This is a genomic window from Klebsiella sp. CN_Kp097, assembly GCF_040064495.1.
GTDB lineage: Bacteria > Pseudomonadota > Gammaproteobacteria > Enterobacterales > Enterobacteriaceae > Klebsiella > Klebsiella aerogenes.
Genome location: NZ_JBEAIL010000029.1, coordinates 1 through 16,734 on the forward strand (window position 1 = coordinate 1; position 16,734 = coordinate 16,734).

17 protein-coding genes are annotated in these 16,734 nt (G+C 56.2%); 14 read left to right on the forward strand and 3 right to left on the reverse strand.

Annotated features, from left to right (window positions below; all coding sequences use genetic code 11):
* Window positions 1-225 precede the first annotated feature (225 nt).
* On the reverse strand, window positions 226-1,254 hold the full coding sequence (rsmC, locus tag ABLV07_RS21665) for a 16S rRNA (guanine(1207)-N(2))-methyltransferase RsmC (protein WP_032709834.1): 1,029 nt from the start codon (window positions 1,252-1,254) through the stop codon (window positions 226-228).
* Window positions 1,255-1,356: 102 nt separating this feature from the next.
* Here rsmC and ABLV07_RS21670 point away from each other — a divergent pair, with 102 nt between their 5' ends.
* The 12 genes from ABLV07_RS21670 to deoD all read left to right on the forward strand — a co-directional run bounded on the left by ABLV07_RS21670 (window position 1,357) and on the right by deoD (window position 12,496).
* Window positions 1,357-1,770: a DNA polymerase III subunit psi gene (locus ABLV07_RS21670; RefSeq protein ID WP_032715969.1), complete on the forward strand. Its 414-nt coding sequence runs from the start codon at window positions 1,357-1,359 to the stop codon at window positions 1,768-1,770.
* On the forward strand, window positions 1,739-2,185 hold the full coding sequence (gene rimI, locus ABLV07_RS21675) for a ribosomal protein S18-alanine N-acetyltransferase (protein ID WP_015368389.1): 447 nt from the start codon (window positions 1,739-1,741) through the stop codon (window positions 2,183-2,185). The genes ABLV07_RS21670 and rimI overlap by 32 nt, the downstream gene beginning before the upstream one ends.
* A 14-nt stretch (window positions 2,186-2,199) precedes the next feature.
* Window positions 2,200-2,877, forward strand: a complete 678-nt coding sequence (yjjG, locus tag ABLV07_RS21680; protein WP_348853827.1) for a pyrimidine 5'-nucleotidase — start codon at window positions 2,200-2,202, stop codon at window positions 2,875-2,877.
* A 91-nt stretch (window positions 2,878-2,968) separates the two neighbouring features.
* A complete protein-coding gene (prfC, locus tag ABLV07_RS21685; RefSeq protein ID WP_020079669.1) occupies window positions 2,969-4,558 on the forward strand; it encodes a peptide chain release factor 3 in 1,590 nt (529 codons plus the stop codon).
* Window positions 4,559-4,775: 217 nt separating this feature from the next.
* Window positions 4,776-5,387: a molecular chaperone OsmY gene (osmY, locus tag ABLV07_RS21690; RefSeq protein WP_032709836.1), complete on the forward strand. Its 612-nt coding sequence runs from the start codon at window positions 4,776-4,778 to the stop codon at window positions 5,385-5,387.
* 123 nt (window positions 5,388-5,510) lie between these two features.
* Entirely contained in the window at window positions 5,511-5,672 is a 162-nt protein-coding gene (locus ABLV07_RS21695) for a DUF1328 domain-containing protein (protein ID WP_015368384.1), read from the forward strand.
* A 151-nt stretch (window positions 5,673-5,823) separates the two neighbouring features.
* Window positions 5,824-6,897 (forward strand): patatin family protein, encoded by a 1,074-nt coding sequence (locus ABLV07_RS21700; RefSeq protein ID WP_015368383.1) that lies wholly within the window; start codon window positions 5,824-5,826, stop codon window positions 6,895-6,897.
* Window positions 6,894-7,679, forward strand: coding sequence for a metal-dependent hydrolase (locus ABLV07_RS21705; RefSeq protein ID WP_015368382.1), 786 nt, complete (start codon window positions 6,894-6,896; stop codon window positions 7,677-7,679). Before ABLV07_RS21700 ends, ABLV07_RS21705 begins: the two co-directional genes overlap by 4 nt.
* A 408-nt stretch (window positions 7,680-8,087) precedes the next feature.
* A complete protein-coding gene (gene deoC / locus ABLV07_RS21710) occupies window positions 8,088-8,867 on the forward strand; it encodes a deoxyribose-phosphate aldolase (protein ID WP_015368381.1) in 780 nt (259 codons plus the stop codon).
* A 113-nt stretch (window positions 8,868-8,980) separates the two neighbouring features.
* Complete coding sequence (gene deoA, locus ABLV07_RS21715) at window positions 8,981-10,303, forward strand: thymidine phosphorylase (protein WP_348853829.1); 1,323 nt, start codon at window positions 8,981-8,983, stop codon at window positions 10,301-10,303.
* A 52-nt stretch (window positions 10,304-10,355) separates the two neighbouring features.
* Window positions 10,356-11,579, forward strand: coding sequence for a phosphopentomutase (deoB, locus tag ABLV07_RS21720; RefSeq protein WP_015368379.1), 1,224 nt, complete (start codon window positions 10,356-10,358; stop codon window positions 11,577-11,579).
* Between the two features lie 197 nt (window positions 11,580-11,776).
* On the forward strand, window positions 11,777-12,496 hold the full coding sequence (gene deoD / locus ABLV07_RS21725) for a purine-nucleoside phosphorylase (RefSeq protein WP_002887789.1): 720 nt from the start codon (window positions 11,777-11,779) through the stop codon (window positions 12,494-12,496).
* Window positions 12,497-12,574: 78 nt separating this feature from the next.
* Here deoD and lplA read toward each other — a convergent pair whose 3' ends face one another.
* Together lplA and ABLV07_RS21735 are read right to left on the reverse strand one after the other, a co-directional pair.
* The gene (gene lplA / locus ABLV07_RS21730) at window positions 12,575-13,591 is read right to left on the reverse strand and encodes a lipoate--protein ligase LplA (protein WP_348853830.1); all 1,017 of its coding nucleotides are present in this window, start codon (window positions 13,589-13,591) and stop codon (window positions 12,575-12,577) included.
* Between the two features lie 17 nt (window positions 13,592-13,608).
* Entirely contained in the window at window positions 13,609-14,241 is a 633-nt protein-coding gene (locus ABLV07_RS21735) for a YtjB family periplasmic protein (protein ID WP_015368377.1), read from the reverse strand.
* A gap of 104 nt (window positions 14,242-14,345) precedes the next feature.
* Between ABLV07_RS21735 and serB the strand changes: the two genes are divergently transcribed.
* Together serB and radA are read left to right on the forward strand one after the other, a co-directional pair.
* Window positions 14,346-15,317, forward strand: coding sequence for a phosphoserine phosphatase (gene serB / locus ABLV07_RS21740; RefSeq protein WP_015368376.1), 972 nt, complete (start codon window positions 14,346-14,348; stop codon window positions 15,315-15,317).
* 9 nt (window positions 15,318-15,326) lie between these two features.
* The gene (radA, locus tag ABLV07_RS21745; protein ID WP_015368375.1) at window positions 15,327-16,709 is read left to right on the forward strand and encodes a DNA repair protein RadA; all 1,383 of its coding nucleotides are present in this window, start codon (window positions 15,327-15,329) and stop codon (window positions 16,707-16,709) included.
* Window positions 16,710-16,734 lie beyond the last annotated feature (25 nt).

Below are 16,734 nucleotides of genomic sequence, written 5' to 3' on the forward strand. Positions count from 1 at the left end.
CGTAAGGACACTAACACCTGAAGCTAGCGCGTCTACCAATTCCGCCACCTTCGCATACCATCGACACTAAAAAGTATCGTTACCACGGAGGCGCATTCTAGTGGTTTTCGGCGACACGTCAATAGTTAATTATGCAGGTTTTCTCGATTGCTGCAAAAATGGGCTATTCAGAGCGAAGGGAAGGCCTGGCGGCACGTCGAGCATGCCGCCGATGGGAAAAGAAGATTATTTCCTGGCCTGGCGAGTCATCACCGTGCGGTAAACTTTGAAACGGCCGGTTTGGGCGATCACTTCGTGGAAGCCAAACGTCTCATCCAGCACCTGCGGATACGGCAGGAAGGCATTGGCAACGATGCGCAGTTCGCCGCCGCTGTTCAGATGGCGGACCGCGCCGCGGATCAGCGCCTGCGCCGCTTCAAGACTGGTCTGCAGGCCGTCATGGAATGGCGGATTTGAGATGATCATGTCAAAACGGCCGTTGACTTCAGAGAAGACGTTACTGGCAAAAACCTCGCCTTCAAAACCATTCGCGGCAAGCGTCGCGCGGCTGGCTTCGACCGCCGGAGCGCTGACGTCGCATAGCGTCAGGCGTACCTTCGGTGAATGACTGGCCAGTACCGTGGCAAGCACTCCGGCGCCGCAGCCGACATCGAGCACTTTACCTTTGGTGTGCGGTTGCAGGGTCGACAGCAGCAGCTGGCTGCCGACATCAAGGCCGTCGCGGCTGAACACGCCCGGCAGCGTTTTAATGGTCAGATTATCGAGCGTGTACTCGTTCCAGTACTGTTCGGCGTTGAAGGAGGGCTGTTTTTCCAGACGGCCGTGGTAGAGACCGCAGCGGCGGGCGCTATCCACTTTATTCAGCGGCGCGTATTCGGCGAGCATTTGCTCGGCGCTACGTACGCCGCTGCGGTTTTCGCCGATCACAAAAATATCGCTCCCCACCGGCAGCAGAGAGAGCAGGTTCATCAGTTGGAACTGCGCTTCTGGCTTGTTCTTCGGCCAGTAGTAGATCAGGGTATCGCAATCGGCGACGTCGGCGGCCTCGGCCACTAAGCTAAAACGAACGTTGTCGCCCATCTGGCGATTCAGGACCTGCCAGTGGTGGAATTGTTGGGTATGAGCGCGGCTGCCCGCGGTATCCAGACGTGCAGGCAGGTCATCCTGCAGGTCACCGGCAAACAGAACGCGGGCGGACTCGAAATCATCACTGTGGCGCAGCAAGACTTCACTTGCCGGGGTAAAAGCTGACATGAAACACTCCTTCAATAAGACTGGCGCCGATTATAGTAGTTTGTTGGCGCAGATACGACGGATTTGCTATATTGCGCGCTTGTTTAACAGGAGTGTTTCGCTATGACTTCCCGACGAGACTGGCAATTACAGCAACTGGGAATTACCCAGTGGTCGCTGCGTCGCCCGGGGGCGTTGCAGGGCGAAATCGCTATCTCGCTTCCTGAACATATTCGTCTGGTGATGGTGGCGGAAACCCCGCCGTCGCTGACTGAACCGCTCATTAGCGATATTCTGCGCGCGCTCTCGATTCGCGCCGATCAGGTACTGCAGCTTACGCCGGACCGGGTAGCGATGCTGCCGCAAAATAGCCGCTGCAACAGCTGGCGACTGGGCTGCGAGACGCCGCTGTCGCTGGCGGGCGCCCAGGTCTCGACGCCCGTTTTTGATGAACTTCAGAGCAGCGTGCCGGCTCGCATCGCGCTCTGGCAACAAATCTGCGCACATGAACACGATTTCTACCCTCAGCACGGCTGATTTATCCAAAGCCTGGCAAATCGAAAAACGCGCCCACGCTTTTCCGTGGAGCGAACAAACCTTTGCCAGTAATCAGGGTGAACGTTATCTGAATTACCAACTGGCAGTGGATGGAGAAATGGCGGCATTTGCCATTACTCAGATTGTCCTTGATGAAGCGACGCTTTTTAACATCGCCGTCGACCCCGCCTACCAGCGCCGCGGCCTGGGACGGGAACTGCTGGAACATGTTATTGATGAAGTAGAAAAACTCGGCGTCGTCACGCTGTGGCTGGAGGTGCGGGCATCGAATGTCGCCGCCATCGCGCTCTACGAAAGCTTAGGCTTTAACGAGGCGACTATCCGCCGCAATTACTACCCTACGGCCGACGGGCGTGAAGACGCAATTATCATGGCTCTGCCAATCAGTATGTAAGACAAGGTGAAACGATGAAATGGGACTGGATTTTCTTTGATGCCGATGAAACGTTGTTTACGTTTGACTCTTTCAGCGGTTTACAGCGGATGTTTCTCGACTATAGCGTGACATTTACCGCCAAAGATTTTCAGGACTATCAGGCCGTTAATAAGCCGCTGTGGGTGGATTATCAAAACGGTGCCATCACCTCGCTACAATTACAGCATCAGCGTTTTGATAGCTGGGCGGAACGTTTGAACGTCCCTCCGGGCGAACTGAACGACGCTTTCATGAATGCGATGGCGGAAATCTGCGCGCCGCTGCCGGGCGCTGTATCGCTGCTGAATGCGCTGCAGGGCAAGGTAAAAATGGGCATCATCACCAACGGTTTTACCTCGTTGCAGCAGACTCGTCTGGAGCGAACAGGCCTGCGCGATCACTTTGATTTGCTGATTATTTCTGAGGAAGTCGGCGTCGCGAAGCCGGATGCGCGTATCTTCGATTACGCGCTGGCGCAGGCGGGTAATCCGTCGCGCGACAGGGTATTGATGGTTGGCGATACCGCCGAGTCGGATATCCGCGGCGGCGTTAATGCCGGGCTTGCCACCTGTTGGTTGAATGCGCACCAGCAAACGCTGCCAGCAGACCTGCAGCCAGACTGGACGGTGATCTCTTTAAGCGAACTGGAGCAACTCCTGTGTAAACACTAATTGCCTCCCCCCCATTGATGGGTAAAATAGCCGCAATTTTTCGTATTCCACATGCGCGGCCCATTGCCGCGTTTACTTAGAAGATTGAATTATGACGTTGTCTCCTTATCTGCAAGAGGTGGCTAAACGCCGCACTTTTGCCATTATTTCTCACCCGGATGCCGGTAAGACCACCATCACTGAAAAAGTGCTGCTGTTCGGACAGGCGATTCAGACCGCAGGTACCGTGAAGGGCCGTGGTTCCAGCCAGCATGCTAAATCCGACTGGATGGAAATGGAAAAGCAGCGTGGGATCTCGATTACCACCTCGGTGATGCAGTTCCCGTACCATGACAGCCTGGTTAACCTGCTGGATACCCCGGGGCACGAAGACTTCTCCGAAGATACTTACCGTACCCTGACGGCGGTTGACTGCTGTCTGATGGTTATCGATGCGGCGAAAGGCGTCGAAGATCGTACCCGCAAGCTGATGGAAGTTACCCGTCTGCGCGATACGCCGATCCTCACCTTTATGAACAAACTCGACCGTGATATCCGCGATCCGATGGAATTGCTGGATGAAGTCGAAAATGAGCTGAAAATCGGCTGCGCGCCGATTACCTGGCCTATCGGCTGCGGCAAGCTGTTTAAAGGGGTTTATCATCTTTATAAAGATGAAACTTACCTCTATCAGACCGGTAAAGGGCACACTATTCAGGAAGTGCGCGTGGTTAAGGGGTTGAATAACCCTGAACTCGATGCCGCGGTGGGCGACGATCTGGCGCAGCAGCTGCGCGATGAACTGGAACTGGTGCAGGGCGCTTCGAACGAGTTCGATAAAGAACTGTTCCTGGCGGGCGAAATTACTCCGGTGTTCTTCGGCACCGCATTAGGTAACTTCGGCGTGGATCATATGCTGGATGGTCTGGTGGAGTGGGCGCCGGCGCCGATGCCGCGTAACACTGATACCCGTGAAGTGACGGCTGCAGAAGAGAAATTCACCGGCTTCGTGTTTAAGATTCAGGCCAACATGGACCCGAAACACCGCGACCGCGTGGCCTTTATGCGCGTGGTTTCCGGCAAATACGAGAAAGGCATGAAGCTGCGTCAGGTGCGTATCGGCAAAGACGTGGTGATTTCCGACGCGCTGACCTTTATGGCGGGCGATCGCTCGCACGTTGAAGAAGCCTACCCTGGCGATATTATCGGTCTGCATAACCACGGCACCATTCAGATTGGCGACACCTTTACCCAGGGCGAAATGATGAAGTTCACCGGTATTCCGAACTTCGCGCCGGAACTGTTCCGTCGTATTCGCCTGAAAGATCCGCTGAAGCAGAAACAGCTGCTGAAAGGGCTGGTACAGCTGTCTGAAGAGGGCGCGGTACAGGTCTTCCGTCCGATCGCGAATAACGATCTGATCGTTGGCGCCGTCGGCGTGCTGCAGTTTGACGTGGTAGTAGCGCGTCTGAAAAGCGAATACAACGTTGAAGCGATTTACGAATCCGTCAACGTGGCCACCGCGCGTTGGGTTGAATCGACAGACGTGAAGAAATTCGAAGAGTTTAAGCGTAAGAACGAAGTTCAGCTGGCGCTGGATGGCGGCGATAATCTGACCTATATCGCCCCGACGATGGTGAACCTGAACCTGACGCAAGAGCGTTACCCTGACGTGGTGTTCCGCAAAACCCGCGAACACTAATATCTCTCTGGAGCGCGGCGATGCTGCGCTCCAGCCTGTTTTGCCCGTCTCCCTCCTTACCATAGAAAGTTCTTAAATCTGCGCGAATCGTAGCTTTTTTATTCAAACCCTCCGCCGCATCTCCGCTCATCTACTATATTTATTAAGCACTTTTCAGAAACCTGGCTGAATAAACAGCCATGTGTTTTACCAAAGCAGACATCGTGAGGGCATACCAATGACCAGACTAAAGAGCGCCAGGCTATTGCTGCCTCTCTTCTTAGGCTCAGCGTTGATAAGCGCCTCGACCTATGCGGAAACCACCGTCACCGATAGCGCCAAGGCTGCCGCGACCAGCGCCGGAGACAGCGTCGATAAGTCGATCAACAAGGTTGGCGATTTTATGGATGACAGCACGATCACCGCCCGTGTTAAGGCGGCGCTGATCGATGACAAAAGGATCCGTAGTACCGATATCTCGGTGAAAACGGAAAACAAAGTGGTGACCTTAAGCGGAACGGTGGAGAGCGCTGAGCAAAAATCACAGGCCGTTAGCGCGGCGAAAGGCGTCGAAGGGGTGAGTTCGGTAAGCGACAAGCTGACCGTGGCAGGTGAAAAATCGGCAAGCCTGAAGGGCTATGCTGGCGACACCGCTATCACCAGCGAAGTCAAAGCTAAACTGCTCGCGGACGATATCGTTCCGTCGCGTAAGGTGACGGTGGAAACCAGCAACGGGGTGGTACACCTCTCCGGAACCCTGGAATCGAGCAAGCAGGTCGATCGTGCGGCAGACATTGCCAAAGCGGTTACCGGTGTTAAGAGCGTGAAGAACGATCTTAAAGTGCAGTAAGGGTATTTATTAAAAGATATTCGCCAGCGGCGAGACCGCTGAGCGAGTTGTACGCAGGGTTGATGTATGCGCGGCCTGAGCGCGCAGAAAAGCGACCGTTAATCATATGGTAAGGAGAACAGTATGTTTAGATGGGGCATTATTTTTCTGATCATCGCGTTAATTGCCGCCGCATTGGGTTTTGGTGGTCTGGCGGGTACCGCGGCGTGGGCGGCTAAAATCGTCTTTGTTGTCGGTATTATCATTTTCCTGGTCAGCCTGTTTACCGGGCGAAAACGACCCTAGAGGCGATGTGCCGAAAGGCGTGAATCAATAACCGCGCAGTGATGACATAACGTCTTACATAAAGCCAGTCAATGTGACTGGCTTTTGCGGTTTCAGAGGACGACAATTTACGTTACTTTAATGACAGAAAATAAACAAACAGGAAAGCAGGGTGGGGCAGCGCATTCCCGTGACGTTGGGCAATATCGCCCCGTTAGCGGTAAAACCCTTCCGTCCAGGCAAATTGGCTCTGGTGTGCGAAGGCGGTGGTCAGAGAGGTATTTTCACAGCCGGGGTTCTGGACGAATTCATGCGCGCCGGATTTAACCCTTTCGACCTGATGCTTGGTACTTCCGCTGGCGCGCAAAACATCTCCGCTTATATCTGTAATCAGCAGGGCTACGCCCGTAAAGTCATTACGCGTTACACCACCTCGCGGCAATTTTTTGACCCGATGCGCTTCGTACGCGGCGGCAATCTTATCGATCTCGATTGGCTGGTCGATTCCACTGCACAACAAATGCCGCTGGCGATGAACTATGCCGAGGAGCAGTTCGCGCTGGGTAAAGAGCTGTGGATGTGTGCCTGCCGCGGTGACGACTACACGGCAAACTATTTTTCCCCTACCCGCCAGACCTGGCTTGATCTGATCCGCGCCTCCAGCGCCATTCCAGGTTTTTACCGTAGCGGTGTCCTGCTGGATGGCGTGAACTACCTCGATGGCGGCGTCAGCGACGCGATCCCTGTGCAGGAGGCAGCGCGCCGCGGCGCGCAGACTATTGTGGTTATCCGTACCGTCCCTTCGCAGATGTTCTACACTCCGCAGTGGTTTAAACGGATGGAGCGCTGGCTGGGGGAAAGCAGTTTGCAGCCTTTTGTGAACCTGGTACAGCACCACGAAACCACCTATCGCGCGACGCAGCAGTTTATTGAAAAGCCGCCGGGTAAACTGCGGATATTCGAAATCTATCCGCAGCGGCCACTGCGCAGTATGGCGCTTGGCAGCCGTCTGCCGGCGCTGCTGGAAGATTATAAAACCGGACGCCAGTGCGGCCGCTACTTCCTCGCTACGGTAGGGAAACTGCTGACCGAGCAACCGCCGCTGTTACGTCATGCGCCGCGTGTGGCAATGCCGACGCCGGTAGTGGTGCCGCCGCTGCCGGTAGCTAACGAAACGCCGCAACAGGCGATTATCACCGCGCCGCAGGCTAATGACCCTAGCTTTAATAACGAGGATCTGGCGTGACGTTACGCTTTATTGATACCCACTGTCATTTCGATTTTCCCCCATTTACAGAGGATGAACCGGCGAGTATCGCACGGGCGTCGCAGGCCGGCGTTGGGCGCATAATCGTGCCGTCGATATCCGCCGCGCGCTTTGCTCGCGTGCTGGCGCTGGCGGAGCAACACGAGCCGCTGTATGCCGCGTTAGGGATGCATCCCATTGTTATCGAACAGCATGATGACCGCGGGTTAGCGCAACTGGAAAGCTATCTTGCACAGCGTCATCCGAAACTCGTGGCCGTCGGGGAGATTGGCCTCGATCTCTACCGCGACGATCCGCAATACGATCGCCAACAGGCGCTGCTGGAAGCGCAATTGCGGCTGGCAAAGCGTTACGATTTGCCAGTGATCCTGCATTCGCGCCGCACCCACGATAAGCTGGCGATGTTGCTAAAAAAACATAACCTGCCGCGCGCCGGGGTGGTGCATGGTTTTGCCGGCAGCCTGCAGCAGGCGGAACGTTTTGTACAGCTGGGCTATAAGATTGGCGTTGGCGGTACCATTACCTATCCCCGCGCCAGCAAAACTCGCGATGTTATGGCGCGTCTGCCGCTTTCTTCGCTGCTGCTGGAAACCGATGCTCCGGATATGCCGCTGAATGGTTTTCAGGGACAGCCGAACCGCCCGGAACAGGCGGCCCGCGTCTTTGACTCGCTCTGCGAACTGCGCGCGGAACCGGCGCAGGAAATTGAAGCGGCACTACTGGCGAATACCAAAAACCTCTTTACCGCGCTAACCCTCTAACGACCCACATACTGGACAACGTCGTCCCCGGTTCTGGTCGGGTGTGACAATCCCATCATTTTTTATAAATATAAAATCCATTAAGTTTCAATCAGAAAGTATATTTATGGCCAGGATTTGCACAATTTGTGCGCCATGACGTCGAGATAACTCGTTTTGATATGTTAGAATAATAACATCACCATGAACTTCGGTTTGCCGATTATGCTTAAACAGGAGATGACGGTGAGGCTGGCGGGAAGTGCTGGTTAATTGTGATTTTTATCACATTACAGTAATGCAAATTAGTAATTAGTTTTCATTAACTGTGATGAATGTCGAAGTGTAATGGCGAGCGGTTGTTACAATAGTAACAGGCTCGCAAGGTGAACAAACTATTGAACCGGCAATACGCCGTCGGAGTATGAAATGACTGATTTGAAAGCAAGCAGCCTGCGCGCGTTGAAACTGATGGATCTGACCACCCTGAACGATGACGACACCAATGAGAAGGTGATCGCTCTGTGTCATCAGGCGAAAACGCCGGTGGGAAATACCGCTGCGGTCTGCATCTACCCGCGTTTTATCCCGATTGCCCGTAAGACGCTGAACGAACAAGGAACGCCGGATATCCGCATCGCGACGGTGACTAACTTCCCGCATGGTAATGACGATATCGATATCGCGCTGGCGGAAACCCGCGCGGCAATCGCTTATGGCGCGGATGAAGTGGATGTGGTTTTCCCGTACCGCGCGCTGATCGCGGGTAACGAGCAGGTGGGTTTTGATCTGGTGAAAGCCTGTAAAGAAGCCTGTGCGGCGGCGAATGTGCTGCTGAAAGTGATCATCGAAACCGGCGAACTGAAAGAAGAAGCGCTGATTCGTAAGGCGTCTGAAATCTCTATTAAAGCGGGCGCGGATTTCATCAAAACTTCTACCGGTAAAGTGCCGGTGAATGCGACGCCGGAAAGCGCGCGCATCATGATGGAAGTGATCCGCGATATGGGCGTTGAGAAAACCGTTGGCTTTAAACCTGCCGGCGGCGTGCGCAGCGCGGAAGATGCGCAACAGTTCCTGGCGATTGCTGATGAACTGTTCGGCGCCGACTGGGCCGATTCCCGTCACTACCGTTTCGGCGCATCCAGCCTGTTGGCTAGCCTGCTGAAAGCCCTGGGTCACGGCGACGGTAAGAGCGCCAGCAGCTACTAATCCCTTGATACGCCGGATGGTGCTGCGCTTATCCGGCCTACGAATGGATGCCTGTAGGCCGGATAAGGCGCTCGCGCCGCCATCCGGCAATTTATACTATTTGGGAGGTTACCGTGTTTCTCGCACAAGAAATTATTCGTAAAAAACGTGATGGTCATGTATTAAGCGATGAAGAAATTCGCTTTTTCATCAACGGTATCCGCGATAATACTATCTCTGAAGGACAGATCGCCGCGCTGGCGATGACCATCTTCTTCCATGATATGTCTATGCCGGAACGTGTCTCGCTGACCATGGCGATGCGGGATTCAGGAACCGTTCTCGACTGGAAAAGCCTTAACCTCAACGGCCCGATCGTCGATAAACACTCGACCGGCGGCGTGGGTGACGTCACCTCGCTGATGCTGGGGCCAATGGTTGCCGCCTGCGGCGGTTACGTACCGATGATCTCCGGGCGTGGTCTCGGCCATACCGGCGGTACGCTTGATAAACTGGAAGCGATCCCGGGTTTTGATATTTTCCCGGACGACGCGCGTTTCCGCGAAATTATTAAAGATGTCGGCGTGGCGATTATCGGGCAGACCAGCTCGCTCGCGCCGGCTGACAAACGTTTCTATGCCACCCGCGATATTACCGCGACGGTGGATTCCATCCCGCTGATTACCGCGTCTATTCTGGCCAAGAAACTGGCGGAAGGTCTGGACGCGCTGGTGATGGACGTTAAAGTCGGCAGCGGCGCCTTTATGCCGACTTATGAGCTTTCAGAAGCGCTTGCCGAAGCGATCGTTGGCGTCTCCAACGGCGCCGGCGTGCGCACGACCGCACTGTTAACGGATATGAACCAGGTGCTGGCCTCCAGCGCGGGTAACGCCGTTGAAGTTCGCGAAGCGGTACAGTTCCTGACCGGCGAATACCGCAACCCGCGCCTGTACGACGTCACCATGGCGCTGTGCGTGGAAATGCTGATTTCCGGCAAGCTGGCGGCGGATGACGCCGAGGCGCGCGCGAAATTGCAGGCGGTGCTGGATAACGGTAAAGCGGCAGAAGTCTTTGGCCGCATGGTGGCGGCGCAGAAGGGGCCGAGCGACTTTGTCGAAAACTATGCGAAATACCTGCCGACGGCAATGCTGAGCAAAGCGGTCTATGCTGAAGGCGCCGGATTTGTCTCTGAAATGGATACCCGCGCGCTGGGGATGGCGGTGGTGTCGATGGGCGGCGGTCGTCGCCAGGCTTCCGATACTATTGACTACAGCGTTGGCTTTACCGATATGGCGCGCCTTGACGATAAAGTTGATGGCGAACGTCCGCTGGCGGTGATTCATGCGAAAGATGAATCGAGCTGGCAGGAAGCGGCTAAAGCCGTGAAAGCGGCAATAAAACTGGACGCCCACGCCCCAGAAATTACACCGACGGTCTATCGCCGTATCACCAAGTAGCGATATACTGATCTGATCGCTTTTTTGCAGCGCATGATGTATGGAGAACAAGATGAAACGTGCATTTATTATGGTGCTGGACTCCTTTGGGATTGGCGCAACGGAAGACGCTGACCGCTTTGGCGATGTTGGCGCCGATACTCTGGGCCACATTGCGGAAGCCTGCGCCAAAGGTGAAGCTGACAATGGTCGTAAAGGCCCGTTGAATTTACCTAACCTGACCCGTCTGGGTCTGGTGAAAGCGCATGAAGGTTCTACCGGTAAAATTGCCGCCGGTATGGACGGTAATGCCGAAGTCGTTGGTGCCTATGCCTGGGCGCATGAACTCTCTTCTGGTAAAGATACGCCGTCTGGCCACTGGGAAATCGCCGGCGTGCCGGTGCTGTTTGACTGGGGCTACTTCAGCGACCACGAGAACAGCTTCCCGCAGGAACTGCTGGATAAACTGGTTAAGCGCGCGAACCTGCCGGGCTACCTCGGCAATTGCCACTCTTCCGGTACCGTGATTCTGGACCAACTGGGTGAAGAGCATATGAAAACCGGGAAACCGATTTTCTATACCTCTGCTGACTCGGTGTTCCAGATCGCCTGTCACGAAGAGACTTTCGGCCTCGACAAGCTGTATGAGCTGTGCGAAATCGCCCGTGAAGAGCTGACCGAAGGCGGCTATAACATTGGCCGCGTGATTGCTCGTCCGTTTGTTGGCGACAAAGCCGGTAACTTCCAGCGTACCGGTAACCGTCACGATCTGGCGGTCGAGCCGCCGGCGCCGACCGTGCTGCAGAAGCTGGTCGACGAGAAAAACGGCCACGTGGTTTCCGTGGGTAAAATCGCCGACATCTACGCCAACTGCGGCATCACTAAGAAAGTGAAAGCCACCGGACTGGACGCGTTGTTCGACGCGACCATCAAAGAGATGAAGGAAGCGGGCGACGAGACTATCGTCTTCACTAACTTCGTCGATTTTGACTCCTCCTGGGGCCACCGTCGCGACGTCGCTGGCTACGCGGCGGGTCTGGAGCTGTTCGACCGTCGTCTGCCGGAGCTGATGGAGCTGGTTGGGGAAGACGACATTCTGATCCTCACCGCCGACCACGGCTGCGACCCGACCTGGACCGGTACCGACCACACCCGCGAACACATTCCGGTGCTGGTGTACGGCCCGAAAGTGAAGCCGGGTTCGTTAGGCCACCGCGAAACTTTCGCCGATATTGGCCAGACGCTGGCGACATACTTTGGTACGTCGCCAATGGAATACGGTAAAAACATGCTGTGATACCCGTTGTCTTTCGCGCTGTAGATGCGTTGACTTCATTCGCTCACCCTGGTCACATAGTTAATCTATGCTCCCGGGGATTCACGAATTCGTCGCCTTCCTACGACGCGAAATCCTTAGGGTATTTGAATACGTTTTGTAGGCCTGATAAGGCGTAGCCGCCATCAGGCCCGAACAATTTATATAAGGATAAAACGATGGCCACCCCACACATTAACGCAGAAATGGGCGATTTTGCTGACGTAGTTTTGATGCCGGGCGACCCGCTGCGCGCGAAGCACATTGCAGAAACCTTCCTCGAAGACGTACGTGAAGTGAACAACGTGCGCGGCATGCTGGGCTTCACCGGTACCTACAAAGGCCGCAAAATCTCCGTGATGGGCCATGGTATGGGGATCCCATCCTGCTCTATCTACACTAAAGAGCTGATCACCGATTTCGGCGTGAAGAAAATCATCCGCGTCGGCTCCTGCGGTGCGGTACGTGAAGATGTCAAACTGCGTGATGTGGTTATCGGCATGGGCGCGTGCACCGACTCTAAAGTCAACCGTCTGCGTTTCAAAGACCACGACTTCGCGGCGATTGCCGATTTCGGCATGGTGCGTAATGCGGTAGACGCGGCGAAGGCGCTGGGCGTTGACGCGCGCGTTGGCAACATCTTCTCCGCTGATCTGTTCTATACGCCGGATCCGTCTATGTTCGACGTGATGGAAAAATACGGCATTCTGGGCGTGGAAATGGAAGCGGCCGGCATTTATGGCGTAGCGGCTGAGTTCGGTGCGAAAGCGCTGACCATCTGCACCGTTTCCGATCATATCCGCACTCACGAGCAGACCACTGCCGCTGAGCGTCAGACCACCTTCAACGATATGATCAAAATCGCGCTGGAATCCGTACTGCTGGGTGATAAAGAGTAAGACCTGTTGTGCCGGGTGGCGGCTTCGCCTGACCCGGCCTACGGTTTCCAGGCCCGCTAAACGCAGCGGGCTTTTTTATTAGCGCACCGCGCCGGCCAGCCACGCCGACAGTTCTTTCAGTTCCGCTTCCTGCTCAGGGAAATCGGCGAGCAGCGCCTCACACTGCTGCTGTAATATTTCCGCCCGATACTGACAACCGACTAACCGTGCCGCCAACGCCTCGAGCGGCGCCGGGTTCAGGCTATCGGTAAAAGCCTGGGCGCGGGTGATATGGCCCTTCTCGACGTCAAAATGCAGCTCGACGCCGCCCCAGCGAAAGCGCTCATCCAGCAGGTGGGAGAAAGCGGGCGCCTGGCCGAAGTTCCACTCCCAGCTGCTCTGGCGGGCGAAGGTCTCGGCAAAATTCGGCAGATCCGGCGTGTTGTCCGGCGAAATGACTTCCGCCTCTACCCGTTCGCCGTAATGGCTGAAAAATGCCTCCTGAATGGCTTCGCAACTCTGCTGATGGGTAATGCCCGGCAGGAGTTCAACCAGGTTCGCTACGCGCCCGCGTACCGAGGTAATGCCCTTGGCCTGCAGCTTTTTTTTGTCCGGATTAAGATAGTTGGCGAGACGGCTTAAGTCGGCGTTTAGCAGCAGGGTGCCATGATGAAAACCGCGGTCCATCGTTTCGCGATAGGCGGATCCGGAAACCTTGCGGTCGCCATTGTCGGTTTTCACGACCAGATCGTTGCGCCCGGAAGCCTCGGCGGTCACGCCAAGCGAATTCAACGCCGCGAGCACGATAGCGGTAGAAACGGTTTTGTCGTATTCCGGTTTGCCCGCCATAAAGGTAAAGCAGGTATTGCCGAGGTCGTGGAATACCGCGCCGCCGCCGCTGCTGCGCCGGGCCAGCCGGACGTGGTCCTCTTCCATGCGCCGGGTATTGCACTCCTTCCACGGGTTCTGCGCGCGGCCAATCACCACGGTGTCGGCGTTGCGCCACAGAAACAGTACCCGTTGGGTGGCCGGCATCTGGCGGAAAATACACTCCTCGACCGCGAGGTTAAACCAGGGGTCGTAGGAATCGGAGAGCAACAGGCGGAGCGTCGGCATAGGATATCCTTTTCTGATTAATCTTTATCTTCGTCCTGGACGGGCTTATTGGCGGTGAGCAGGAAGGGCGACTGCTGCCAGCGGGTACGTTTGCCCTGCAGCAACGTACGGGTCAGCACCACGCCGATGGCCAGCGACAACAGCAGCATCAGGCGTAAGATATTGGTGGTATTATCCACCTGTTTCGCCTCGGTGGCCAACGTGTGGGTATCCAGCGTCAGGCGCAGATAGCCGACCGGACCGTTTTTGCCGAGGATCGGCTCGACGATTTGCTGGTTAAAGTAGCCGCCAGCTTTTTTGCCATCCAGCGCCAGGCGGTCGCGCACATCGACGCTTTCGCCGGAGCGGGCCACCAAATCGCCTTGTTCATCATATACCCCGGCATCGAGCACCCGGCTTTTGTCCGTCAGCTGTTCCAGCAGGCGGGTAATGCGCTTTTCGTCGGGCGTTTCGCTACGCATCAGCGGCGCCAGGTTCAGCGTAACCTGCTGCGCCAGCGTTCGCGCCAGCTCTTCCAACTGCGGATTACGCTGCTTTTGGCTATTCTGACTGAACCACGAGGCGCCCTGCATCAGCGCGACGAGAAGCGCGAGACAGATCAGAACAATGACGGCGCGATGCAGTCGGAATTTCAGTTTTGCTCGTACCATATTCCACCTTTGAAAATTTGCAGCTTAATGTTGCCAGAAGCGCTGGTTACAAGGTAGCCTCATGCGTTATTTTCCTCGCCTGAATGAAGAGATGTGGAGCCGTAATGCCTAACAGTTTGACCTGGTGCGACCTGCCCGAAGATGTTTCCTTGTGGCCTGGGTTGCCGCTTTCCCTGAGCGGCGACGAGGTCATGCCGCTGGATTATCACGCCGGGCGCAGCGGCTGGCTGCTGTATGGTCGCGGTCTCGATAAACGTCGGCTGACGGCGTGGCAGCGCGAGCTCGGCGCGGCGCTGGTCATCGTCTCTTCCTGGGTCGTGGAAGACTATCAGGTGATTCGCCTGGCGGGTTCGCTGACGCAGCGCGCCACGCGCCTGGCCCATGAGGCCGGGCTGGACGTCGCGCCGCTGGGGAAAATCCCGCATCTGCGCACGCCGGGCCTGTTGGTGATGGATATGGACTCCACGGCGATTCAGATCGAATGTATCGATGAAATCGCTAAGCTTGCCGGCACCGGCGAACTGGTCTCGGAAGTGACCGAACGCGCGATGCGCGGCGAGCTCGACTTCACCGCCAGCCTGCGCCAGCGCGTCGCCACTCTGAAAGACGCCGACGCGAACATTCTGCTGCAGGTGCGGGAAGCGCTGCCGCTGATGCCGGGGCTGACCCAACTGGTGCTGAAGCTGGAAACGCTGGGCTGGAAGGTAGCCATCGCCTCCGGCGGCTTTACCTTCTTTGCCGAATATCTGCGCGATAAGCTGCATCTCGACGCGGTATTCGCCAACGAGCTGGAAATTATGGACGGCAAGCTCACCGGCAACGTGATCGGCGACATCGTCGATGCTAAATATAAAGCCAACACTCTGCGTAAACTGGCGGAAAAATATGAAATTCCGTCGGCGCAAACCGTGGCGATTGGCGATGGCGCCAACGATCTGCCGATGATCAAGGCGGCAGGTCTCGGCATTGCCTATCATGCGAAACCAAAAGTCAATGAACAGGCGGAAGTCACCATCCGCCACGCTGACCTGATGGGGGTATTCTGTATTCTCTCCGGCAGCATGAATCAAAAGTAAGAGGTTAACGTGGCGAAAGCTCCAAAACGCGCATTTGTCTGTAATGAATGTGGTGCGGATTATCCGCGCTGGCAGGGGCAGTGCAGCGCCTGCCATGCCTGGAACACCATCACCGAGATGCGCATCGCCGCCTCGCCGCAGGTGGCGAGAAACGAGCGTCTGTCAGGCTACGCCGGGAATGCCGGCGTGTCTAAGGTACAGAAGCTGTCGGAGATAAGTCTGGAGGCGCTGCCGCGTTTTTCCACCGGATTTAAAGAGTTCGACCGCGTACTCGGCGGCGGCGTCGTGCCGGGCAGCGCCATTCTGATCGGCGGTAACCCCGGCGCCGGGAAATCGACGCTGCTGCTGCAAACCCTCTGTAAGCTGGCCGAAGGGATGAAAACGCTGTACGTCACCGGGGAAGAATCCCTGCAGCAGGTAGCGATGCGCGCGCATCGTCTCGGGCTGCCGACGGCGAATCTGAATATGCTCTCGGAGACCAGCATCGAGCAAATTTGCCAGATTGCCGATGAAGAAAAGCCGCAGCTGATGGTCATCGACTCCATCCAGGTGATGCATATGGCTGATGTCCAGTCGTCGCCGGGGAGCGTGGCCCAGGTACGTGAAACTGCGGCCTATTTGACGCGCTTTGCCAAAACTCGCGGCGTGGCGATTGTGATGGTCGGCCACGTCACCAAAGATGGCTCGCTGGCCGGTCCGAAAGTACTGGAACACTGTATTGACTGCTCGGTGCTGCTGGACGGCGATGCCGATTCCCGTTTCCGCACGTTGCGCAGCCATAAAAACCGCTTTGGCGCGGTCAACGAACTTGGCGTCTTTGCGATGACCGAGCAGGGCCTGCGCGAAGTCAGCAACCCCTCCGCTATCTTCCTCAGCCGCGGCGATGAAGTCACCTCCGGCAGCTCGGTCATGGTGGTATGGGAAGGCACCCGCCCGCTGCTGGTTGAGATTCAGGCGCTGGTCGATCACTCGATGATGTCTAATCCGCGTCGCGTAGCGGTAGGCCTGGAACAGAACCGTCTGGCGATCCTTCTGGCGGTGCTGCACCGTCATGGCGGCCTGCAGATGGCCGATCAGGACGTCTTCGTCAACGTGGTTGGCGGGGTCAAAGTCACTGAAACCAGCGCCGACCTGGCGCTGCTGCTGGCGATGGTCTCGAGCCTGCGCGATCGTCCGTTGCCGCAGGATCTGGTGGTTTTTGGCGAAGTCGGATTAGCCGGTGAAATTCGCCCGGTGCCAAGCGGCCAGGAGCGCATTTCCGAGGCGGCGAAACATGGGTTCCGTCGCGCCATCGTACCAGCGGCCAATGTGCCCAAAAAAGCGCCGGAAGGGATGCAAATCTTTGGCGTGAAAAAACTGGCCGATGCGCTGAGCGTTTTTGACGACTTATAATGATACCCGTCATACTTTAGGGTAT